General features: G+C 71.4%; 18 protein-coding genes. 11 read left to right on the forward strand and 7 right to left on the reverse strand.

The features are described 5' to 3' along the window. Positions 1–571: 571 nt before the first annotated feature. Complete coding sequence (locus OG959_RS15445) at positions 572–1,876, reverse strand: COG1470 family protein (protein WP_326666395.1); 1,305 nt, start codon at positions 1,874–1,876, stop codon at positions 572–574. Between the two features lie 250 nt (positions 1,877–2,126). On the opposite strand from OG959_RS15445, the gene OG959_RS15450 reads away from it, so the two are divergent. The 6 genes from OG959_RS15450 (at position 2,127) to OG959_RS15475 (ending at position 12,010) form a co-directional block, all read left to right on the forward strand. Then, positions 2,127–2,858 (forward strand): helix-turn-helix transcriptional regulator, encoded by a 732-nt coding sequence (locus OG959_RS15450; protein ID WP_326658801.1) that lies wholly within the window; start codon positions 2,127–2,129, stop codon positions 2,856–2,858. Between the two features lie 387 nt (positions 2,859–3,245). Continuing rightward, the gene (locus OG959_RS38690) at positions 3,246–5,147 is read left to right on the forward strand and encodes an eCIS core domain-containing protein (RefSeq protein WP_442805573.1); all 1,902 of its coding nucleotides are present in this window, start codon (positions 3,246–3,248) and stop codon (positions 5,145–5,147) included. Positions 5,148–5,303: 156 nt separating this feature from the next. Continuing rightward, complete coding sequence (locus OG959_RS15460) at positions 5,304–8,525, forward strand: hypothetical protein (protein ID WP_326658803.1); 3,222 nt, start codon at positions 5,304–5,306, stop codon at positions 8,523–8,525. Continuing rightward, positions 8,522–9,229, forward strand: a complete 708-nt coding sequence (locus tag OG959_RS15465; protein ID WP_326658805.1) for a DUF4255 domain-containing protein — start codon at positions 8,522–8,524, stop codon at positions 9,227–9,229. The genes OG959_RS15460 and OG959_RS15465 overlap by 4 nt, the downstream gene beginning before the upstream one ends. After that, positions 9,226–11,358, forward strand: a complete 2,133-nt coding sequence (locus tag OG959_RS15470) for an ATP-binding protein (RefSeq protein WP_326658807.1) — start codon at positions 9,226–9,228, stop codon at positions 11,356–11,358. The genes OG959_RS15465 and OG959_RS15470 overlap by 4 nt, the downstream gene beginning before the upstream one ends. Positions 11,359–11,452: 94 nt before the next feature. Beyond that, positions 11,453–12,010 carry a DUF1707 SHOCT-like domain-containing protein gene (locus tag OG959_RS15475; RefSeq protein WP_326658809.1) on the forward strand — a complete coding sequence of 186 codons (558 nt, stop codon included), beginning with the start codon at positions 11,453–11,455 and terminating at the stop codon, positions 12,008–12,010. Positions 12,011–12,028: 18 nt separating this feature from the next. Here the strand turns inward: OG959_RS15475 and OG959_RS15480 are convergent, their stop codons facing one another. The 4 genes from OG959_RS15480 to OG959_RS15495 form a co-directional block, all read right to left on the reverse strand. Beyond that, the gene (locus OG959_RS15480; protein WP_326658811.1) at positions 12,029–12,811 is read right to left on the reverse strand and encodes a thioesterase family protein; all 783 of its coding nucleotides are present in this window, start codon (positions 12,809–12,811) and stop codon (positions 12,029–12,031) included. Positions 12,812–12,905: 94 nt separating this feature from the next. Continuing rightward, positions 12,906–13,673 (reverse strand): SDR family NAD(P)-dependent oxidoreductase, encoded by a 768-nt coding sequence (locus OG959_RS15485; RefSeq protein ID WP_326658813.1) that lies wholly within the window; start codon positions 13,671–13,673, stop codon positions 12,906–12,908. 115 nt (positions 13,674–13,788) lie between these two features. Continuing rightward, positions 13,789–14,205 carry a Zn-ribbon domain-containing OB-fold protein gene (locus tag OG959_RS15490; protein ID WP_326658815.1) on the reverse strand — a complete coding sequence of 139 codons (417 nt, stop codon included), beginning with the start codon at positions 14,203–14,205 and terminating at the stop codon, positions 13,789–13,791. Next, positions 14,202–14,654 carry a DoxX family protein gene (locus tag OG959_RS15495; RefSeq protein WP_326658817.1) on the reverse strand — a complete coding sequence of 151 codons (453 nt, stop codon included), beginning with the start codon at positions 14,652–14,654 and terminating at the stop codon, positions 14,202–14,204. Before OG959_RS15495 ends, OG959_RS15490 begins: the two co-directional genes overlap by 4 nt. Before the next feature lie 147 nt (positions 14,655–14,801). Here OG959_RS15495 and OG959_RS15500 point away from each other — a divergent pair, with 147 nt between their 5' ends. From OG959_RS15500 to OG959_RS15510, 3 genes are all read left to right on the forward strand, one after another. Beyond that, a complete protein-coding gene (locus OG959_RS15500) occupies positions 14,802–15,992 on the forward strand; it encodes a flavin-containing monooxygenase (protein ID WP_326658819.1) in 1,191 nt (396 codons plus the stop codon). A 335-nt stretch (positions 15,993–16,327) separates the two neighbouring features. Then, on the forward strand, positions 16,328–18,556 hold the full coding sequence (locus OG959_RS15505; protein ID WP_326658822.1) for an acetate--CoA ligase family protein: 2,229 nt from the start codon (positions 16,328–16,330) through the stop codon (positions 18,554–18,556). 67 nt (positions 18,557–18,623) lie between these two features. Beyond that, positions 18,624–19,493 carry an enoyl-CoA hydratase/isomerase family protein gene (locus OG959_RS15510; RefSeq protein ID WP_326658824.1) on the forward strand — a complete coding sequence of 290 codons (870 nt, stop codon included), beginning with the start codon at positions 18,624–18,626 and terminating at the stop codon, positions 19,491–19,493. 12 nt (positions 19,494–19,505) lie between these two features. Here the strand turns inward: OG959_RS15510 and OG959_RS15515 are convergent, their stop codons facing one another. Both OG959_RS15515 and tnpA read right to left on the reverse strand, forming a co-directional pair. Then, entirely contained in the window at positions 19,506–20,021 is a 516-nt protein-coding gene (locus OG959_RS15515; protein WP_326666397.1) for a Uma2 family endonuclease, read from the reverse strand. Between the two features lie 158 nt (positions 20,022–20,179). Beyond that, on the reverse strand, positions 20,180–20,608 hold the full coding sequence (gene tnpA, locus OG959_RS15520) for an IS200/IS605 family transposase (protein ID WP_326658827.1): 429 nt from the start codon (positions 20,606–20,608) through the stop codon (positions 20,180–20,182). A gap of 32 nt (positions 20,609–20,640) precedes the next feature. Here tnpA and OG959_RS15525 point away from each other — a divergent pair, with 32 nt between their 5' ends. After that, the gene (locus tag OG959_RS15525; protein WP_326658829.1) at positions 20,641–21,813 is read left to right on the forward strand and encodes an RNA-guided endonuclease InsQ/TnpB family protein; all 1,173 of its coding nucleotides are present in this window, start codon (positions 20,641–20,643) and stop codon (positions 21,811–21,813) included. Positions 21,814–22,079: 266 nt separating this feature from the next. Then, positions 22,080–23,522 (forward strand): sensor histidine kinase, encoded by a 1,443-nt coding sequence (locus OG959_RS15530; protein ID WP_442805744.1) that lies wholly within the window; start codon positions 22,080–22,082, stop codon positions 23,520–23,522.

Below are 23,522 nucleotides of genomic sequence, written 5' to 3' on the forward strand. Positions count from 1 at the left end.
CGGGTGGTCAGTCGTTCGCTTGTTCAGTCTTGCCCGGGGTGTCTGCGGGATGTAGGCCTCAAAGTCCTGGCCCCGGGGCAGGGCGACTGCCTTCCCGGGCACCCCGGACGCCCGGGGAGGCCCGCGGAGGCCCGGCAGACCCGGGGAGGCCCGCGGAGGCCAGGGAGGCCGAGGGAGGTCCTTCTCGCATTCCGCGACCGAAATATTTCGCTCGGAATCCCTGTGCCCGAGCCCGCGCCACGAGGGTTAGTTTCAGCCAGAAACTAATGACCGAAGGGACCGAACCGGCCGGATTCCCACGGCCGGTCGGGCCCCTCGCGATCCTGATCCGCTCCGGTGAGCAGGGGTGTCCGCGGTTCGAGCGGACGCCACCCTCGGCAAGGGGCCGGGAATCAGCTGTGGAAGACCGTCAACGACCGGCCACGGCCCGCCCGTTCCCTTTGGTTCCCGATCCGGAGGGGTGTGTTCAGGGCCACACCCCGGCGCGCCGCCATGTGGAGGTTTCCGCTGGCAGGGACCCTGTTTGTTCACGCTCCCGGAACGGAAGGGCAGGAATCCGGCGCTATCGTTCCTACGGCGCGAAATCGCTCAGCACACCACTGACATTGAGTACTTGGTGGCACTTGGAGGCCTGCTTACCGGTCGCCGGAGTCCCGGGTTTGGAACAGGTCACGGAAACGGTGACCTTGTCATTCTGTTGTATCCGAATGGGGGTGACCCAGTGATAGTCCTGGTTGCGGAACGTCTCCAGAGCAATGGTGGTGATCTTCCGCTCGCCGAAGGAGATGGTCAGCACCCCTTCGTCTCCCTGGAAGTTCGCCACCACGATGTCGGTGACGCCGAAGACCTTTCCCTGCGGAACCGGATAGGTCCCGTCCCGCTCGGCTCCGGCATCCGTCTGCACGTCGATGGTCTGGGAGCTCTGCTGGGTGTTCACCCCGCCGCCGCCCGTCGAACCCGAACCGCCCGTACCGGCACCGCCGGTACCGTCCGTCCCCGTTCCGGCGCTCTCCCCCTGCTTCTGGCCCTGCCCGCCGGCCGGGTCGCCGCCGCCCGTGGTGCCACCGGTCGCCGCACCGCCCTGCGGCCGCTCCTTGTTCTCCTCCTGGGCCGCCGCGGCCCCCGCCTCCTTCGCGGTGCTGCGGACGGCGGGGCGTACCAGCGCGAACCACGCCACCAGCAGCGCGAGCAGGGCCGCCAGGACGATCAGCAACCACTTGGGCAGCAGCGGAAGTTGCGCGAACTCACCGGGCAGGGGTTCCGGGCGTCCGGGCCGGTCGGCCTCCGCCTCCGCACCCTCGCCCTCGGCCACCCGGACCTCGAACGGCCAGGTGGCGGGGGCGCCGAACCAGATCAGCTTCCGGGCCCGCACCCGCAGGCCCGACTCGGCGGACTCGCCCGGCTTCAGGCTCAGGCGCTCCGGCGTGAAGGCGAGACGAAGCTCCTCCCCCTCCTGCTTCCCGGTGAACACGACGTCCACGGGAGCGTTCCCACGGTTCTGCACCGAGGCCCGGAACCGGGCACCCAGCCAGCCCCTGCGCCGGCCGGGCTCCAGCCTCGTCCGCAGTTCGGCGAACGGCTCGACCACCACCGTCGCCTCGGGAACGGCCACCGATTCGGGGTGCTCCGCCGGCAGGACGCGTACGCCCAGGGGTACTTCGCCCGCCGTGACCTCATGGGAACGGGGTGGCGCGAGCCGCACCGTCACGGTCTCGGAGGTGCCCGGGTAGAGGGAGACCCGCGCCGGTTCGACCGTGGCCCACGCCGCACAGTCGCCGACCACTTCGAGGGTGTACGCCTCGACGATGTCGCCGTCGTTGCGCACGGTCAGGGCGGTCGTCGCTTCGGCGCCCGGCGACACCGTCACCGTGGATATGTCGAATTCGGCAGATGTGGTCACGATGCGACGTTAGGCCGCGCCCCCATCCCCGCAGCAGAGGCGGGAGGGCAACGTGCGGGCAGGTCCGGTGCCCCGGCGGAACACCCGCGCCGTCTCCTCGCACCCTCACCGCGCGCCAGGTCTCCCTGTCCGGGGCCGGGAGGAACGTGCACGACATCCGACTTACCGGAAACCGGCGCAACCACCTATCGGGGAACCTGCGGAAGTAGCTGAGGAAGACGAGCACATGACCATGATCACGAAAGATGTGACGCCGGCCGTGACGGGGGGCGGCCGCAGCCGCGGCCCCTCCGTGCCGGAGCAACGCACGGAGGGCACGCAGCCGGCGTCGCCGGGGGGCCGGGTCTCCGTGGCCGTGTACGCGGAGGACCTGATCCTGCAGACCGGCATGGTGCACCAGTTGCGCATGCGGCCGGAGATAGAGCTGATACCGGAAGAGGAGGCCGACCGGGCACAGGTCTCCTTAGTAGTGGTGGACATGGTGAACGAGCCCACCGTCCAGCTCCTGCACCGCCTCCAGCGCAACACCGCCACCCGCACCGGGCTCGTCGTCGGCTTCTTCGAGACGGGGGCGCTGCAGACCCTGATCGAGTACGGCGTCGCCGCCGTGCTGAGACGTGGCGAGGCCGACCAGGACCGTCTCGTCCATCTGGTCACGGCGATCGCGAAGGGTGAAGGAGTGCTGCCGGGCGACCTGCTCGGGAAGCTCCTCGACCACGTCAGCAGCCTCCACCGTACGGTCCTGGACCCCCGGGGCCTGTCGCTCTCCACCCTCACGGCGCGGGAGGCGGAGATGATCAGGCTGGTGTCGGAGGGCTACGGCACGGCGGAGATCGCGCAGAAGACCTCGTACTCCGAACGGACCGTCAAGAACGTTCTCCACGAGGTGGCGGCTCGGCTGGAACTGCGCAACCGGGCCCACGCGGTCGGCTACGCCATGCGGCACGGCCTCATCTGAGGTGCTGAGACGCGCCGGGCTCACGCCGGGGGCTGCCCCCGCGGGATCCTGCGGCGAAGGGCCCGCGGGGGCAACGGCCGTTGCCCCCGCGGTGCTCCGGGGCGGGCCGCCGAACCGGCCTGCGGTTGTTCTTCGGATCAGGTGCGTAGCGGCTGCGCAGGTGGAGTCGCTCCGCGACCTCGCGTCCGCTCCGCGAGCAATCGTCGCGATGGCCGGCCGGACGGGATCTGTGCCCGGAATCTGCCCCGGTGAACCTTGTCGGCCGACACGACGAGCAGGTCTTGTATCGGTGTCCGCCCGTTGAAAGGCATCCAGTTGTCGCAGCATGAACGCCGCCCTGGTCGGGCCGCCGAAACCCGGTCCACGGCACCGCGCACACCCGCCCCTGTGGACCGGGCCGAAGCCCTCGCGCTCCAGCGCACAGTAGGCAACGCCGCAGTCCTGCGCATGCTGCAACTCGCCGACCGCTCTTCTGCCCAGGAACAGCCCGCCGTGCAGCGCTCAGCCGTCCACGACGTACTGAGCGGCAGCGGACGTCCACTGGAGGCGCCGCTGCGCCAAGAGATGGAGGCCCGGCTGGGCGCGGACTTCACCGATGTCCGCATCCACGACGACAGCACCGCCCGCGCCTCCGCCGCCGAAGTCGGCGCCCGCGCCTACACCAGCGGCAGCCACGTCGTCATCGGCGACGGCGGCAACGACATGCACACCCTCGCCCACGAACTGACCCACGTCATCCAGCAACGCCGGGGCCCCGTCACCGGTACGGACAACGGCGACGGGCTGAAGCTCTCGGACCCGTCCGACACGTTCGAACGTGAAGCCGAGGCCAACGCGCACCGCGCAATGTCCCGCTCGGTCATCGGGCCGTCCCCGACCGGGAGCGACTCCTCCCCCGCGACTGCGGCACAGGCCGGAGGAACCGCGGTCCAGCGGTTCATGGCGCCCGAAGAAAACGCCACCGCCGAGTGGACGCAGAGCGCACTGGAATACACCAGGGCCAACAAACTGGACATCTTCACCCGGTACGCGCGGATGGTGCTCGAACTCGAATCGGACGAGAGTGTCCCCGATAAGGAAGCGGGCAGAATCCTCAAACGACTCGGCATACTGAACTCCTGGGCAAGGATCCATGGAATCCATAAGAATATGGACGCCGGAAGCAATGTGGACGTCACCGTGGATGGGCTCGCAGCATCACTGAACACGCTGGTTCGGAATCTGAACATCATGGAGCAGGAGTGCGCGACGGCGGCCAAGGTCGGCGAGGCGCCGGGCTCGGACTTGCCCATGCCGGGAAGCGTCGTCGGCACCGAGTTCACGTTCACGGACAGCACACTCAACGGGACGGTGGGAGGCAATCCCCTACGCGTCGACATCAGTGGACTCACCGGAAAGGCTGACGCCAGGGCCAGGTCCGCGATCACCTACGCGAAAAGCAAGATGGCCGCGTGGACCAGACTGGTGCAGAACGCTCGTGTGCCGCAGGGGTTCACACTGAACGTAACCGACACCACCGTAAAAGAGCAGGACGCAAAGCGATTCACCTACACCAACGGGTCCACCCAGTGGTGGTGGGAGATCACGATGGATGACGCCTGCCTCGAGACGCGGACCGACCCGACCTCCGTCAGCGGCCTGGACGCTCCTCACGTGAAATCCATCGTGCGCAATCACATATTCACCCTTGCTGAATCCTGCGGCCTGCGCGTGGACCAGAGCATTGCCGGCGGCGGTGGACACATTTCCATCGACAGCACATCAACGTTCGGCGGGAGTGTCGAACTCTTCGTGCAGTCGATGCGGAACTGGGAAGAGAACTGGGGTTCCTGGGTGGACCGATTCGCTGCCGCCCCGCGAGAAAAGGACGTGGTAAACGCGCCATGGACCGGCGACCTCCCTGATTCCGCTCGCCATGTGCGGGAAGTCGATGATCTCCTTCGCGTCATCCTGACGAATGCACTGGCCGGCAACATAGACTTGCCGGGAGCGATTCGACAACTGCAGGACCACATGGTCACTCTCCCACTGCACGCGCAAGCCACTCCGAATCTTCGGGAAAAGGTTGCGGACCACCCCGAGGATCGGTTGCACTACCAGGCCGTAAACCTGGAACACATGAACGCCGCAACAGAAGCGCACCGCCGCGTCGAGTTCCGCGACATCCAGGCACAGAACAGCTACGAACAGCTGCTCGACGATCTCAGGCACATCGGCAACCTGCTCCAAGGCGTCCGCGACGACGTCAAAGCCGACCAACAGGACCGCCTGCACCAGGTGCACGGCTGAGAGCCGTCCCGTCGGACCTGGGCCACCGGTCGGCCGCGGGCAGCCGCAAAGGGCACCAGGTCTTCCCCCACCCCGGGTACTCCGGCCCCTGTCCGCCGTCCCCCGCGCACACGATGCTCGTACTGGAGAACCATCGACCAGACTGTGAGGTGGACCGTGGGCGGTCCTGCTGGCCCGGCACGCCGTACCCGGCTGCGCCGGCTGAGCGGTGTCGTGGTGTTGCTGGCCCCGCTGCTGGTGGCGGGTTCCGTGTCCGTACCGCAGGGTGCGACGCCGGCGGCCGCCGCCTCCGAGGCGGCGGCGCCCGCGGACACCGGACGGATCGCCTTCGCCGGTACCGGGCATCGCAGTCTCGGGCAGCGTTCCTCCGAGACGACCAGCGCGGACCTGTTCGGCTCCGGTGCCGCCCACTACGACCAGGACGCGTTCGGGCGCGGCGGCGCGCTGGTCTTCACGAGCCTGCGCGACGAGGCGAAACCCCAGGTGTACGTGCGCGGGGCGGGCGGCTCCGTACTCCGGCTCACCACCGGCTATGACGCCGCACACCCCGAACTCTCCGCCGACGGGCGGACCGTGGTGTTCGACTCGCCCGCACCGGGAGCGGCGAAGCCGGCTCAGCGTGACCTGTGGTCGGTCGGCGTCGACGGCTCCTCCGATCCCCAGCGGCTGACGGACTCGCCCGCGAACGAGACCCACCCGACGCTCTCCCCGGACGGCACCCACATCGCGTACGCGAGCGACGGCGGCCCGGAGCGGGGCACGCAGATCTACGAACGGGACCTGTCCGGTGGGGCGGTGACCTGTGTCAGCGACCCGGCGGAGGGCGACGCGAGCGAGCCGGAGTGGAACCCGGTGAACGACGGCTCCCACCGGGAACTCCTCGTGTACACCCTGCACCAGGAGCCCGAGTCGGACACCGACACCGGCAACCGGCTACGGATCACCACCGGCCAGGGCACCGAACGCCCGCTGCTGACCGGCGCCTTCGCCGGCTGGGGCACCCGTTCGGCCGCCTGGCTGCCCGACGGCAACGGTCTGGTCTTCCTCAGCCCCAACACGGACTGCGGCTGCTCCGTCTACGACCACGTGTACCGGGCCGGCTCCCTCGACGACCCCGTACCGGCGATGGAACTCTCCGAGGACCGGAAGGTGGAGTCCCCGGCCGTGCTCGTACAGGCGGGCATCCCGACGGTGATCGTGACCCGCAGGACCACCGTGGATCCTGCCCTCGTCACGCTCCAGGACATGCGGCAGGACGGCTCGGACCCCCGGGACCTCCGGCTCGACGTGCTGCGCGAGGACCCGAAGGCCCTCACCAACACCAGTGACGACCCCGCCGACGATCCGCTGTTCCACCCCTCGCAGGGCTACGACCCCTGGACCGAGCGGCAGACCTACACGCCGAACGGCCGGAACATCGCCGTGACCCGCTTCGGAGACGTCGGCGGCGTGCGGGTCCAGCGGATCTGGCTGGCCGGCACCGACGGGACGAACGAGGAGGTCATGAACCTGGACGGGCGGGGCGTCGGGGACTGGGACACCGACCCCTCCTTCTCGCCGGACGGTACGAAGATGGCGTTCGTCCGGACCTCTCCGGGAGGCGTCGGAGACGCGGCGGGCCCCAGCCAGGTGCTGGTCGCCGATGTCGCCACGCAGAAGATCATCGGCAAGGTGGTCCCGCCCGCGGGGGAGGTGGCCGGCCAGGACGCCCAGCCCGCCTGGTCCTCGGACGGCACCACCCTCGCCTTCACGCGTAACCACGTGATCCGGGGCCTCGGCGGCATCAAGCACGTCTGGACCGCCCTGGTGAAGGACCTCGACCAGCAGCGGGACCTCAGCGTCACCGGCTGCCCCGGCGAGTGCAAGGTGATCGACGACAGCCCCGCGTTCTCCCCCGACGGCAGGTCCATCGCCTTCAACCGCAAGGACCGCGCCGACCAGATCAACCACCGTGCGAGCGTCGTCGTCACCTCGCCCGACGGCACCGGCTGCCGGGTCGTGCTGCCGTCCGACCGGCGCGACGACCCCGCCGCGTGCGGCGAGCAGATCCCGGACGTCACGGCGACCGGGCCCTACCAGCCGCGTGACGTGGCCTGGTCGCCGGACGCCGGGCGGCTGGTGCTGAGCCACCGCCGGGACATCGCGCCGAACTCCCCCGAGCAGCTGTCCGAACTCGACCTCGCCACCGGCACGTTGACCCCGCTTACTGCAACGCTCCCGGGCCGCCAGAAGGAGCCCGCCTTCCAGCAGTCGGTCGACCTGACCCTGACCGCACTGCCCGTCGCCCCTTCCGTCGAGGCCGGTTCCTCGGTGTCGTTGACGGTCACCGTCACCAACCGCGGTCCGGCCCCGTCCCCCGGCACCACGTTCGTCGCCGACACCCCGCCGGGCGTACGCCTGGAGGAGCTCACCACCCCCGCCGGTACCTGCGCCGCCGACAAGCTGCCGAGCTGTGATCTCGGCGTGCTCGCGCCCGGCGGCAAGGTGAAGGTCACCGCGAAGCTGACCGGCGTGACGACGGGGCCCTGGCGGATCGGCTGGTCCGTCACCGGAGCCGTCGTCGATCAGAACCCCACGGACAACGCCACCGGGACGGACGTCCGGGTCCGCAACGTGCCCGAGCTGCCGGACCCGACCCCCTCGGCGCCCACGCCCGCCCCGCCCCACACCGCTCCTCCGTCACCGGCTCCGGCGCCGTCCGCGCAGCCGCCCGTCCCGCTGCCGCCCGAACCCGAGGCGGGCCCCGGCGTCGCCGTGCGGGCCCAGCCCAGCCCCGGATACGTCGGCGGGCGGGTCGTGGTGACGTACACCGTGCGCAACGGGAAGAACGCGCTCGCCACCGGCCTGCGGCTCCGCCTCGGGCTGCCCGCCGGGATTCCGGTGGCGACCCTTCCGGCCGGCTGCGCGGGCGGGGTGTGCGCGCTTGGCGACCTGGCGCCGGGCGCCTCGACCGTCCTGCGGGTGGTGCTCGCCCCGGACCGGGCGCTGCGGACCGACGTCACGGGGACGCTGACCACGACCGGAACCGACGCCGACCGCGGTGACAACGTCTCCCGGATCCCGCTGCGCATCCTCCAGCCGCGCATCGTCTCGGTGCCCGAGGTGGGCAAGCCGGGGTTCGTCACGTCCGTGCGCGGCAAGGACTTCCCGCCCGGCGTTCCGGTGAAGCTCACCTGGAAGCCCGGGATCACCGCGACCGCGCCGCCGGCCCGTCCGGTCGGTGACGGCACCTTCATCGCGCAGTTGCTGATCCTGGTGAAGGACCGGACGGGGCCGCGCACCATCACCGCGTCGGGTCCCGGGTTCAGCCCGGTCACCACCGACTTCCTGGTGGTCGGCGGCACCATCGCGCCCCCGGACGAGGTGGGGCGCAGGTGATCCACGAAGTCGACGAAGGGCTGCGGCTGTTGCTGGTCGACGCCGGTCTCCAGGAGAGCGGCGTGGACCTGGTCTTCGACGCCCCGACGAAGGACTGGTCCGCGCGGCGCAACGCCCCCACGGTCAGCGTCTTCCTCTACGGAATCCGCGAGGACGCCACCCGCCGCCGTACCGGAACGAGCGAGGAGTACGACGACGAGGGCGTGGTCACGGGGCGGCGGACCCCGCCGCGCTGGTTCGAGCTGACCTATCTGCTGACCGCGTGGACCAACCGCCCGCAGGACGAACACCGGCTGCTCTCCGAGGTGTTGCGCTGCCTGATCCGTACGGACGTGCTGCCCGCCCGGATGCTGACGGGCAGTCTCGCCGCACTCGGGATGACGGTGGAGATGGAGGCGGCTTCGGCGGGCTCCGGCGACCGGCCCTCCACCGTGGACGTCTGGTCCGCGCTCGGCGGGGAGCTCAAGGCAGCGATCGACCTGCGGGTGTGGGCGCCGCTGGGCGGGGAGGTGGTGGCCGCGGGGCCGCCGGTCACCGAGGGCCTGCTGGTACGGACGGTGCCCGAGGCGGACGGTGCGGCCACGGAGCCGGGGCGGCGGCTGCGCTACGACGGGGCGTCCGAGCCCCGCGGGCAGGGCTTCGCCGCGGAACGTGAACGGCAGCTCCCGCCGGGACGCCGCAGGCGAGGAGGTCCGGCCCGGTGACCACGGCGTATCGGGCGCCGGCCGTCCGGGAGCCGGGCGGCAGCCCGCCGGCGGACATCGAGGAGCTCTGGGCACGGCTGGGTGACATCGAGCGACGGGTACGGCACGCGGTCGCGCTGCGCCAGGAGACCGACCCGGAACCGAACGACCCGTACCGGGGGCAGTATCTGACCCCGGAGGCGGCCAAGCGGATCCTGGACTCCCGCGACGCGTTCCTCCCCGTCCCGGTGTACGGCCCCGGCGCCGCGCCGGACTCCCCGGCCGGGGGCCGGATCGCGGCCCTCGCGCAGAGGTTCGGCCTGGTCGCGCCGGACCTCGATCTGCTGCTGGTCGCGATGGCCCCGGACATCGACGCGCGGTTCGAGCGGCTCTACGGCTATCTCAACGACGACCTCACCCGGCGGCGCGCGACGACCGGCCTGGCCCTCGAACTCTGCGGACTGCCCGCCGCGGGCCCCGGCCGCTTCCGCTTCGCCCCGTCCGCCCCACTGGTCGCGTCCGGCCTGGTGGAGGTACTGGAGCCCGAACGCTCGCTACTTTCCCGTGTGTTGCACGTACCGGACCGGGTCACCGCCCATCTGCTCGGCGACGACACGGTGGACGGCAGGCTGCACGGTCTCGTCCGCGTCGCCGGGCCGCAGGAGGAGCCGGACCCGTGTCCGACGACGCTGCGGGTCGCGGCGGCGCTGGGCACCGGCAGCGGCCTGGTGCATCTGCTGGACCGCGGCGGCGACCCCGGCCGGCTCGCGGCGGACGCGCTCCTCGCGGCCGGGCTCCGCCCGCTGGTGGTGGACGCCGCCGCGCTGGCCGCCGTCCCCGAGCCGTTGCGAGCGGTGCGGATCCTGGCGACCGAGGCCCGGCTGACCGGCGGCGGTCTCGTCCTCGGGCCGCTGGAGACGCTCGCCCCCGAGCAGCCCAAGGGCGCCGCCCTGATCGACGGGCTCTGCGAGGCGGTCGGCGGCGGATCCCCGCTGATCGTGTACGGGAAGAAGCACTGGGACCCGTTGTGGGCCGCCGAGAGCCCGGTGACGGTTCCGGTCCCACCCCCGGACCCGGCGGACGCGGCACGGCGGTGGCGCCTGGCACTCACCGGAGCCGGTGCCCCGGCAGGCCTCGCCGCGGGCACCGCGGCGGCCGACGCGCGCCTCGTCGACGCCACCCGCGCCTACCGGCTCGACTCCGGTCAGATCCGCAGGGCCGCCACCGTCGCCTCCCGGCTGGCCGGTCTGGAGGGGCGCCCGGTGGAGGCCCGGGACCTGCGCACCGCCGTCCGGGCCCAGAACGGGGCGGGTCTGGCACGGCTCGCCCGCCGCATCGAGCCCACGGTCGGCTGGGACGACCTCGTCCTGCCCCCGTCGACCCGCCGCCAGCTGTCCGACCTGGCGCTGCGCGCACGCCACCGCGAGCAGGTGCTCGGCCGGTGGCGGATGCGGCCGGGCGGCGGCCGGGGCCGGGGCATCGTCGCACTGTTCGCCGGCGAGTCCGGGACGGGCAAGACCATGTCGGCGGAGGTGGTCGCGGCCGATCTGGGCATGGAGCTCTACGTCGTGGACCTGTCCTCCGTGGTGGACAAGTACATCGGTGAGACGGAGAAGAACCTGGAGCGGATCTTCGTCGAGGCGTCCGACGTCAACGCGGTGCTGCTGTTCGACGAGGCGGACGCCGTCTTCGGGAAGCGCTCGCAGGTCAAGGACGCCCAGGACCGGCACGCCAACGTGGAGTCGGCCTACCTCCTCCAGCGGATCGAGTCCTTCGACGGCATCGCCGTACTCACCACCAATCTGCGGGCCAACCTCGACGAGGCCTTCACCCGCCGCCTCGACGTGGTCGCCGACTTCCCCGTACCGGACGGGGAGCAGCGCCTCGCCCTGTGGGAGCGCTGCCTGGGCACGGAGATCCCCCGCGCCCCGGACCTCGACCTGCGGACCTGTGCGGAGCGTTTCGAGCTGACGGGCGGATCCATCCGCGCCTGCGCGGTCACCGCCGCCTACCAGGCCGCGGAGTCGGGCCGGCCCCTGGACACGGATCAGCTGGTCTCGGCGGTCCTCGCCGAGTACCGCAAGCTCGGACGGCTGGTGCTGGACAGCGAGTTCGGCCCGTGGCTGGACCGCGCCCGGCGGGCGGACTGACCGGCCGGGCAGCCGGTCCGGAGCGCTGGACTCCCGTACCGCCGTCCGTATCATCTGCTCCACGACTGCAGAACCCGCCCGGTCCGCCGGCCGTATGCGCGCCTCCGACGCCGACCGCGAAGCGGTCGTGGAACAGCTGCGGGAGGCGGCGGCCGAGGGACGCATCGATCTTGAGGAGCTGGACTCCCGGCTCGGGCTGGCCCTCGCGGCGAAGACCCGCGGCGAACTCGTACCGCTCACCGACGACCTGGGACCGGCCGAGCCCGAACCGGGCGAGCCGCTGACCGTGAAGGGCGGCGTCCAGGGCGCGGAGCGGACCGGCCGCTGGAAGGTGCCGCCGCGGATCATCGCTCACGGCGGCCTGGGCGGCGTACGCCTCGACTTCAGCCAGGCCGAGTGCCGGCTGAGCGAGATCGAGGTGGACGTGATCGCGGGGGTGGCCAGGGTGGTGCTCGTGGTCCCGGTGGGCTGGAAGGCGGACACGGACGCGGTGGATCTCTCGTTCGGCCGCCTGAAGAACAAGACCTCGGGCACGCACCTGCCCGGCAGGCCGATACTGCGGATCACGGGCAGCTGCGGCATGGGCAGGGTCCAGATCCGCCACCCCAACCTCCGCGAACGCCGCAGGCAGCGCAAGGAACTGTCGCGCTGAGTCCTGCCGCGCGCCGCGCTACACGGGCCGGACGGTAAGGATCTGCTCGGCCCGGCCGACGGGTCCGTTGATGTCGTGCAGGACGGTGCTGGTGATGCCCTGGCCGGTGGGGCCGAAGACGACCGTGGTGTCGAGCCCGGTCCAGTCGCCCGCCGGCCGGCGGTGCAGGTGGATGGTCAGGTCGACGTTCGGGAACATCCAGGCGGTGGGCTGCTCGCGTACCGCGATGCCGTTGGCGGTGTCGACGAGCGCCACGTAGGACGCGAGCGGACTGACGGGTTCGCCCGCGACGAGGGCGAGCGACGTGGAGATCCAGGCCGTCGTACGGCCCGGCAGAGGCGGCCCGAGCGGGCGGACGTCGAGCGAGGCGATGTAGCCGCCCGGCCAGAGCTCGCCCATGGGCCAGGGAGCGAGCGCTTCGGGAGGGGTCAGCCGGTCGGCCTCGCCACCGGCGACGGCGCCGGTGTCGCCGGTGGCGAGGCACCAGGCCCTGGCGCGTACGACGGGACGGTCTCCGATGAGGGCGACGGCTTCGACCAGCTCGATGGTGCGGCCGGGCCGGATGGTCTCGACCCGGATCTCGCACGCGTCGAGCGCGAGCCGGCCCAGGATGTCGAAGCTGATCCGTGACAGCAGGAGCGGCTCGCCCGGCCGGTCGGCCAGATGCCGGTCGATGGCGTGGGTGATGAGGCCACCGAGTGGGCTGAAGTGCACTTCGTCCGTGCTCCACGCGCCGCTCGCGTGGGTGGTGGGCTTGAAGGAGTGCTCGTCGATGCGCTCGTAGTAGCTGCCGGTGCTCATGCGGTGTTGTCCCTCGCGGCTGTGCGGATCAAGAACACCAGCGTGCCACCGCACGGATGCCGGCCTCCGCCCGGGTCCTGTCCGCGAAGGCCGGTCACGGCAGGTCCGGGGCCCACGCGACTCCGTTGATGTGTGACCCGCCGTCGACGAAGAGCGTATTGCCGGTCACATAGCGGGCGCCCTCACCCGCGAGGAACGCCGCCACCGGGGCGATGTCCTGGTCGGGGTCGCCGATCCGCCCCATGGGGTTCGTGGCGTCGGCCTGCCCCTCCGGTTCGGGGTGCTCACTCATCATCCGCCGGAAGGCCGCGCTCTTCGCGCCCGGGCAGATCGCGTTGACCACGACCCCGGTGGGGGCCCACTCACGGGCAGCGGTGCGGGTCGGGGTGCGCAGGGCCTCCTTGGCGGCGTTGTACTCCAGGGTTCCCATGTGGGCGTTCACGCCGTTGAGGCTGCACATGTTGATGACCCGGCCCCAGCCCCGCGCCTTCATGTGCGGAAAAGCCGCCTGCATCGCCCAGAGCGGCCCGTAGAAGCCGACGCCCAGGCCGCGGGCCAGCATCGCGTCGGTCTTGTTCTCGACCCGGCCGACATCTCCCGCTCCCCAGGCGTTGTTGACCAGGATGTCGACGGTGCCCCGTTCCCGTACGGCGGTGTCGACCATCGCCAGGACCTGCGCCTTGTCGCTGACGTCGGTGCGCACGAAGCGGCCGCCGATCTGTTCGGCCGTGGCGCGTCCGGTCTCCTCGTTCAGCTCCGCGACCACGACCCGGGCGCCCTCGGCGGCGAGCCGCCGGGCCACGGCGGCTCCGATCCCGTCCCCGGCGCCGGTGACGATCGCGACGCGTCCTTCGAGTGACATGCCTGTACTCCCAGCAGTCGGGGCAACCGGACCGGTGGTACGCATCCAAACCGGTCCGGCCCGACCGGGCGGGGCTCCGTCCCGGTGGACGGGACACCGTCCCCGCACGCGCCGCTCAGGGCCGGAAGACCGCCACCGCCTCGGCCCCCTCCTCCCGCCGGAACGTCACCCGCAGCTCCATCCCGATGGCGAGCGCGCTCTCCTCGCACTCCACGATCTCCGTCATCATCCGCGGCCCCTCCGCGAGATCGACGACCGCGGCGACGTACGGGACGCGCATGCCGAACGGCGGCAGGTCGTTGCGGTGGACGACGGACCAGGTGTAGAGCGTGGCCCGGCCGCTCGCCCGCACCCAGTCGGCCTCCTCGCTCCAGCAGTGCGGACAGAACTCGCGCGGGTAGTGGTGCACCCGGTCGCAGGCGCGGCAGTGCCGCAGCAGCAGGTGCCCCTCGGCGGCGGCGTCCCAGTAGGGGCGGGTGAACGCGTCGGGTTCCGGGAGGTCGTAGCGGGGGGCCTGCCTCGCGCCCGTCACAGGAAGAGCCCGAACGCCCGGTCCAGGGACCAGGTCTGCCAGGACATCGCGAACAGGGCGACGAGGGAGATGAGGGCCATCATCGCGTTCTGTCCCTGCTCGGCCCAGTCGTGGATCATCAGCACCAGGTAGAGCAGATTGAGCAGGAGCCCCGCGACGAGCGCGACCGGGGTCAGGAGGCCGGTCACCAGGCCCAGCCCCAGGGCCAGTTCCGCGTAGACGACGAGGTACGCCATGGCCTTCGGCCGGGGCGCGACGATCTTCTCGAAGCCGGTCCGGACCACCGGCCAGCGGTGCTTGCCCGCGACGTCCGACGCCCAGGCGATGCCGGTGCCGCGTTCGAACCAGCCCTTCCTGTCCTTGTGGCGCCAGCTCTCCAGCCACCACAGGCCGAGGCCTATTCGGAGCACGGCGAGCCACTGGGCTCCGTCGAGCCAGATCGTCCGCATGGGGCCTCCCGTTCGCCAGATCTGACGGTACGTCAGTTCACCTGATGGCGGCGGCCCGCGCAAGAGGCGCGCACCCGTGATCAATTCGCAATCGATTCCGGTCTTGACCGAGACCCATCAAGGGGGCGCGCGATTACGCTCCGAACCATGTCCGACAGCACAGCTACCGCCGGTAGCAGCAGCACCCCGGCCCCCACCGACATCACCGAGGACCGCCCGGTCTACGTCATCGGCGGTGGTCCGGGCGGCCTCGCCGCCGCCGCGGCCCTGCGCGAGCAGGGGGTCCGTGCGGTGGTCCTGGAGAAGTCCGCTGACGTCGGGGCGTCCTGGCGGCGCCACTACGACCGGCTGCACCTGCACACCACCCGGCGCTGGTCCGCCCTGCCCGGACTGCCCATGCCTCGCAGGTTCGGCCGCTGGGTCTCCCGGGACGACGTGGTGCGCTACCTGGAGAAGTACGCCGAGCACCACGAGCTGGAAGTGGTGACGGGCGTCGAGGTCTCCCGTATCGACCGGGCCGCCGACGGCACCGGATGGCGGCTGACCGCCACCGGCGGGCGTGAACTGACCGGCCGGGCCGTGGTCGTGGCCACCGGCTACAACCACACCCCTCGGATCCCCGACTGGCCCGGACGGGACACCTTCACGGGCGAGCTGCTGCACGCCTCCGCGTACCGCAACCCGGCCCCGTACGCGGGCCAGGACGTCCTCGTCGTGGGCGTCGGCAACACGGGGGCGGAGATCGCCGTCGACCTGGTGGAGGGCGGCGCGTCCCGCGTACGGCTCGCGGTGCGCACCGTTCCGCACATCGTGCGCCGCTCCACGGCGGGCTGGCCCGCACAGGCGACCGGCATCCTGGTGCGCCGGCTGCCCGTCGCGCTCGTCGACCGGGCGGGCGGCCTGATGGCCCGCGTCGCGGTGCCCGACCTCGCGGAACAGGGGCTGCCCCGCCCGGATACGGGCCTGTACTCCCGGGTCAAGGACGGGGCGATCCCGGTCCAGGACGTGGGGCTGATCGACGCGGTGAAGGGCGGCCGGGTGGTGCCGGTGGCGGCCGTCGAGTCGTTCGACAAGAACGCGGTGGTACTGGCGGACGGGACCCGGATCACCCCGGACACGGTGATCGCCGCGACCGGCTATCTGCGGGCCCTGGAACCGCTGGTCGGCCATCTCGGGGTGCTGGACGCGCGGGGCCGTCCGGTGGCGCACGGCGGCCGTACGCCGAAGCAGGCGCCCGGCCTGTACTTCACCGGGTTCACCAACCCCATCAGCGGCATGTTCCGCGAAATGGCCCTGGACGCCCAGAAGATCGCGAAGCGGCTGGCGCGCACCGTCTGACCCGCCCCACCCCTCCCGGGCACGGACGGCGCCGTCCGCTCGGGCGAGCGCGTCGCGAGAGAGGTCGTCACCGCGCCCTGCCGCTCGGGCGAGCGCGTCGCGAAATGAGGCCGTCGCCGCGCCCTGACGCCCATGGGGGCACTCCCGGGGTTGAGAGCGGTGGTCCGGGGAAGATCCCGGACCACCGCTCTCAGGCTTTCCCGGGCCACCGCCTTCAACCTTTCCCTGCACACCCATTCCTGACGGGCCGTCAGTTCAGTAACCTGACAGAGCGTCAGTTTTGTGCCCGGGCACCGCACGTGCCGACGGACTTTCGAGCAGGAGTGGGCGGAACGATGCTTGGATCGACTCACGGCACCCTCACCACCGACTTCCGCGCCAGGGTGGTGGCCTGCGGCGAGGAACCGCACGCCGCCGTCCACAGCATGGCGGCCGCCGCCGCGGAGGGCGACCTCGACGTCAGCGGCCGCCCGCTGCACGCGCCCGTACCGGATCTGGACCGGTTCTTCCGGCCGGAGTCCGTCGCCGTCATCGGCGCGTCCGACACCGAGGGGCGCCCCAACACCGGGATCACCCGCCAGCTGATCGCCTGGGCCGAGCGGGTCGGGGCACGGCTGTATCCGGTGCACCCCACCCGCGAGTCCGTCTTCGGCCGGGCCTGCGCTCCCTCCGTCGCCGATCTGCCGGAACAGGTGGACTTGGCAGTGCTGCTGGTCGGCGACCCGCTCCCGGTCATCGAGGAACTCGCCCAGGCCAAGGTGAAGTTCGCCGTCGCCTTCGCCTCCGGATTCGCCGAGACCGGCGCGGAGGGCGCCGCCGCACAGGCCCGGCTGGCCGCCGCCGTGGAGCGGTCGGGGCTGCGCCTGCTCGGCCCGAACACCAACCTCAACGCGTTCGAGGAGTTCCGCGACGACCTGGACGGGCCGGCGATCGCGCTGATCACCCAGTCCGGCCACCAGGGACGCCCCGTCTACACGCTCCAGGAGCTGGGGGTGCGGCTCTCGCACTGGGCTCCCACGGGCAACGAGGCGGATCTGGAGACCTCCGACTTCATCGCGTACTTCTCGCAGCGCCCCGAGGTCGGGGCCATCGCCTGCTACGTCGAAGGGCTCAAGGACGGGCGCTCCTTCCTGCTCGCCGCGGACCGGGCCGCACGGGCCGGGGTCCCGGTGGTGGCGGTCAAGGTGGGACGTACGGAGACGGGTGCCAGGATGGCCGCGTCACACACCGGCAAGCTGACCGGCGCCGACCAGGTCGTCGACGCGGCGATGCGGCAGTTCGGCGTGATCCGGGTGGACGGTCTCGACGAACTCCAGGACACCGCGGCCCTCCTGGCCCGGGCCCGCAAGCCGCTCGCCGACGGCGTCGTGGTGTATTCGATCTCGGGCGGCACGGGCGCGCACTTCTCGGACCTGGCGACGGAGGCCGGTCTGTCGATCCCGGTCCTGTCCGAGGCGAAGCAGGCCGAGCTCCACACCTGGATCCCCTCCTACCTGAACGTGGCGAACCCGGTCGACAACGGCGGCCACCCGGTCGGCGACTGGCGCGGCCGGAAGATCATCGACGCGATCCTCGCCGACCCCGAGGTGGGGGTGCTGATCTGTCCGATCACCGGCCCCTTCCCGCCGATGAGCGACAGGCTCGCGCAGGACCTGGTGGACGCGGCGGAGGCCACGGACAAGCTGGTGTGCGTGATCTGGGGGTCGCCGGTCGGCACCGAGGAGGCCTACCGCACGACGCTGCTCGGCTCGTCCCGCGTCGCCACCTTCCGTACGTTCGGCAACTGCATCACCGCGGTGAAGGCCTATCTGGACCACCACCGGTTCACCGCCTCCTACCGCTCCCCCTTCGACGAGGCGCCGCGCACCCCGTCGCCCTCCTTCCGCAAGGCGCAGGCACTGATGCGCCCGGGCCACCAGCTGAGCGAGCACGCGGCGAAGCAGCTGCTGCGCGCGTACGGAATCCGGGTGCCCCGGGAGCAGTTGGTGACGAGCGCCGCAGCGGCCGTCCGGGCGGCGGGGCTCGTCGGCTACCCCGTCGTCATGAAGGCGTCCGGCGCGAGGCTGGCGCACAAGACGGAGCTGGGCCTGGTCAAGGTCGGTCTCACCTCCGCCAGCCAGGTGCGGGACGCCTATCGCGAACTCACCGACATCGCGCGCTACGAGGACATCGAGCTGGACGGCATCCTGGTCTGCCAGATGGTCGAGCGGGGCGTCGAGATGATGGTCGGCGTCACGCAGGACGCCCTGTTCGGGCCGACGGTGACGGTCGGCCTCGGAGGCGTGCTCGTCGAGGTGCTGCACGACGCGGCGGTGCGCGTGCCGCCGTTCGGCGAGGACCAGGCGCGGGCGATGCTCGGCGAACTGCGCGGCCGGGCGCTGCTGGAAGGCGTGCGGGGCGGTGCGCCGGTGGATGTGGACGCCCTCGTCGAAGTCGTCCTGAGGGTGCAGCGGATGGCCCTGGAACTCGGCGACGACCTCAGCGAACTCGATATCAACCCGCTGATGGTGCTGGGCCGCGGACAGGGAGCGGTCGCCCTGGACGCGCTGGCGGTCTGCCGCTGACCGACCCCGCCACCACGCCGACCGTCCACCCCGCCACCGGGCCCGCCACCCGCTCAGGAGCTGCCTCATGCCGTCCTCCCCCGAAGACACCAATGACCCCGCCGACCCGTCCGGATCGCCTGAATCATTGATACTCCACGCCACTGACAACGGCGTCTCCTGGATCACGCTCAACCGCCCGGAGGCGATGAACGCCGTCACCTGGGACCAGCGCGAACGCATCATCGCGCTGCTCGCCGAGGCCTCCGCCGACCCCGGCATCCGGGCCGTCGTCCTCACCGCCACCGGCCGCGGCTTCTGCGCGGGCGCCGACCTGCGCGGCGCCCCCGCCACCGGTTCCCCCGCCACCGGTTCTCCCGCCACCGGCGACCGGGTGCCGGGCGACGTGGCCCGCACGATCCGGCTCGGCGCCCAACGCCTGATCGCCGCGGTCCTGGACTGCGAGAAGCCCGTCATCGCGGCGGTCAACGGCACGGCGGCGGGCATCGGCGCGCACCTCGCGTTCGCCTGCGACCTGGTGCTGGCCGCCGAGTCGGCGAAGTTCATCGAGGTGTTCGTACGCCGCGGCCTCGTACCGGACGGCGGCGGGGCGTACCTGCTGCCGCGCCTGATCGGCCCGCAGCGCGCCAAGGAGCTGATGTTCTTCGGGGACTCGCTGCCGGCGGCGGAGGCGGAGCGCCTGGGCCTGGTCAACCGGACGGTGCCGGACGAGGAGTTGACGGCGACGGCACGGGCCTGGGCCCAGCGGCTGGCCGACGGGCCGACCCGCGCGATCGCCCTCACGAAGCAGCTGGTCAACGCGTCGCTGGACGCGGACCGGGCCACGGCGTTCGCCGCCGAGGCGATGGCTCAGGAGATCAACATGACGACGCAGGACGCCAACGAGGGCGTGGCGAGCTTCGTGGAGCGGCGGGTGCCGAAGTACCGGGGGGTGTGAGGGGCGCCCGCGTCACGCGGCGGACAGCCCGCTCGTGTCCAGGTCCAGGCCGAACGGGTCCGGCAGCCGCAGCACCGTACCGAACGGATGCGGGCCGTCCACGTGGGTGTAGCCGAGTTCACCGGGCTCGGAGAACAGGGTGACGCTGCCTTCGATCCGGTCGACGAGGAGGTAGAGGGGTGCGCGGTACTCGGCGTACCGGCGGCGCTTCACGACCCGGTCGGTCTCCGCGTCCGACTCGGACGTGACTTCCACGACGAGGAGCGTCTGGTCGGGGAGCAGCGCCCCGCCGCCCTTGGCGAGCTCCTCGGGTACGACGGCGATGTCGGGCACGTACCAGTTCGACGACCCCGGCAGGTCCAGATTCCCCGAGCCCTCGACGCACCCGAGTGCGTCGGCACGGTCCTCGATCTGGCGGCGGACCACCCGGGCGGCGCGTTCGTGGTCCCACGTCGGTGAAACGGCCTCGATGGTCCCGTCGATGATCTGGACACGATCTCCGCGGATGCGCTGTACGGCGAATTTCAGCGGATTCTTGCGAGGCGCCCCGGGCGTTCACGCCCGGGAGGAATCGCGTCCCGTGGTTGCGACGCGGAGCGTCGCGGTGGCGTGACCGGCGGAGTCGGTGAAATCGAGGCGGCGCGGAGCGTGGGGACGGCCGGTCCGGCGGAGCCGGACGTGAAGGCTCAGCCGGGGCGTTTCTGGTTCTCGATGTACTCCTTGATCACTTTGAGTGGAGCCCCACCGGCGGAAGCGGCGAAGTAGGACGGGGACCAGAAGTGGTCGCCCCATAGGTAGCGGCGGATGTGGGCGGGGAACTCCTGGCGCAGTCGGCGGGCGGAGACGCCCTTGAGGGAGCCGACCAGCCGGGACAGTGCGATCTTGGGGGGATAGTGGACCAGGAGATGGACGTGGTCGGTTTCGCCGTTGAACTCGGTCAGCTCAGCGCCGAAGTCGGTGCAGACGTCCCGCATGATCTCCTCGCATCGGACGAGGATCTCGTCGGTGAAGGGGCCGCGTCGGTACTTCGGGGTGAAGACCAAGTGCGCGTGAAGGGTGTAGACAACTGTTCTACCCCTCCTCAGATCGGGGTTTGGCTCCCATCGAGGTGACATGGACTGATTGTAGGAGTGCTAGCCTCGCTGTCATGAAGCTGGTGGTGCGGGTCAAACTCCTGCCGCCGCCCGTACAGGCGGAGGCACTTGAGGAAACCCTGCACGTCTGCAACGAGGCTGCTGCCTGGGCCGCGCAGGTCGCCTTCGAGGAGGGCGTGCACCGCCCCCTGGGCCTGCGCAAGCACACCTACACCGAGATCAGACAACGCTGGGGACTGGGGGCGCAGGCCGCCCAGCACACGATCAAAAAGACCTGTGACGCCTACACCACCTTGAAGGCCAACCTCCGAGGCGGCCGGTACGGCCGGCCCGGCACCAAGCGCCACACCCGCGTCTCGGGCAAGCCGGTCACTTTCCGCAAGAACGCGGCCCAGCCCTACGACGACCGCATGCTGTCCTGGCAGCACCAGGCCCGCACGGTCTCCATCTGGACCACGGCAGGCCGGCTGAAAGGCATGGCGTTCACCGGGCAAGCAGAGCAGCTGGCCGTGCTGGCCCGGCACCGCCACGGTGAGTCCGACCTGGTCCGCCAGGGCGGGAAGTGGTTCCTGATCGCGACGTGCGAGATCCCCGAGAAGACCCTCAACGCTCACCCGGTGGGCTTCGTCGGGGTCGACCTGGGAATCGTGAACATCGCCGCCACGTCCGACGGCGAGCGCCACTGCGGGCGCCGGACCAACCGCAAGCGTACGAACGACCGGGCGCTGCGCTCCAAGCTCCAGAAGAAGGGCACGAAGTCCGCGAAGCGGCGGGCGAAGAAGTACGCGGGCAAGGAAGCCCGCCGCAACAAGGACATCAACCACAAGATTTCGAAGCGGATCGTGGCGGAGGCTGAACGCACCGGTCGTGGGATCGCCCTGGAAGAACTGACGGGTATCCGCGAGCGGGCACGGCTGAGAAAGCCCCAACGCACCACACTCCACTCCTGGCCCTTCGCCCAGCTCGGCTCGTTCATCGCCTACAAGGCGAAGAAGGCCGGAGTACCGGTGATCTACATCGACCCGGCGTACACCAGCCAGGAATGCTCCCAGTGCCACCACACCGCACGCACCAACCGGCCTACCCAGGCCCGCTTCGCGTGCAAGGCCTGCGGCTTCATCGAGCACGCGGACCACAACTCGTCCCACAACATCACCCGAAGAGGGTGGATGGCATGGGTCTGCGGGGCCCAGTCAACGGCCCCAGCCCTCACACTCATCGCGTGAGAGCCGGACGCAGCCGGGACCCATCACAGCCAGTGATGACCCGAGCAGCAAGCCCGGGACTTCAGTCCCGGGTAGTTGACGGCGCGTTCGGAGTCGATGCCCTGCCCGTAGTCGGGAGCACTGGTCATCTTGCGTCTCCACTCACCCCATCACCTCTGGCAACTCAGAGTAACTATTGCGCCACCAGCTGTCGCAGATGCCTACGACGGGTTGCCGCTCACCTCGTGGATACCCCTGACTTTCGGCAGTGCCGCCCCGGCCTCCGGATGCGTACGGTCGACGGGGTGGAGAGAACGAAGATCAGCGGCGCGGTCCGGCGGGCCGCAGCCCCGGGGCATCTGTGGACCGTCGCCGCTGCGGCCTGCGTCGCGCTGAGCACGGTCAGTCTGTGGTGGGCGCTGCCCGCCGCGGTGACGGCATTCGTGGCCGGGCGCGAGCCGGGCAGGACCGGGCCGACCGTTCTGGTGCTCGTCACGGTGGTGGCCGGTGGAGTGGTGGCGGTGGCTCTGGTGCCGTCCTGGCTGCTGATGGCGGGCCGGTTCGTCGCCGTGGTCGTGGTGGCCGCGATGCTGCCGTGGTTCGCGGGACGCTTCTGGCGTCAGTACCAGGAGCTCGTACGGGCCGGCTGGGAGCGGGCGGGACGGCTGGAGCGCGAGCAACGGCTCGTCGCGGAACAGGCGCGGTCCCGTGAACGGGCCCGCATCGCGCAGGACATGCACGACGTCCTCGGACACGAGCTGAGCCTCATCGCCCTGTCGGCGGGCGCCCTCAAACTCGCTCCCGGGCTGCACGAGGTCCACCGGGCAGCGGCCGGCGACATCCGGGCCCGGGCGGCCGCCTCGGTGGAGCGGCTCGGCGAGGTGATCGGCCTCCTGCGTGAGGAGGCGGGCGACGGGCCGCCCGGACCTCCGGGCACCGGCATCCCCCGGCTCGTCGCGGAAGCCGCCGCCGCCGGTCTCCCGGTCACCCTTCACACCGAGGGCGACGCCGCGGACATGCCCCCGCCGGCCGCCCGGGCCGCCCACCGCGTCGTCCAGGAGTCCCTGACGAACGCGGCCAAGCACGCGCCGCGGGCCCGGGTGGACGTGCGGCTGGTTCACGGAGGCGGGGTGACGACGGTGCGGGTCGGGAACGGCCCGGCGACCGGACCGACGGGCCGAACGGATGCCCCCGGCACCGGACTGGGGCTGATCGGGCTGGCCGAACGCGTACGGCTGGCGGGCGGCACCTTCACCCACGGCCCGTACGACGACGGCTTCGTAGTCATCGCACACCTCCCGCACGCCCCGCCCGTCCACCTCCCCGCCGCCGTACCCGAGGCCGTCCAGCAGGACCTGCCTCCGGAGCACCGGCACGCCCGCAGCCGCGTCCGCCGGGCCCTGGCCCTCGCCGTCGTACTGCCGCTGGCGGTGTGGGCGGTCCTGAGCGCCGCGCTCATGGGGTGGGACATCCACTCGGCCCGGCAGTCCGTCCTGGACCCGGGCGACTACGCCCGGCTGCGGGTGGGCCAGGAACGAGCCGCGGTCACGGGCCTGCTGCCCGGACGCGAGACCACACAGCGGCCCGTGACCGGGGAGCCGAAGGGGCCGGGCATCACATGTGCGTACTACGCGATGACGGCCGACCGTTTTGACGACCGGTCCGGGGACGCGTACCGGCTCTGCTTCCGGGACGGCCGGCTGATATCCAAGGAGGCACTCGCCCCATGA

The sequence above is a fragment of the Streptomyces sp. NBC_00385 genome (assembly GCF_035917155.1).
Taxonomy (GTDB): domain Bacteria; phylum Actinomycetota; class Actinomycetes; order Streptomycetales; family Streptomycetaceae; genus Streptomyces; species Streptomyces poriferorum.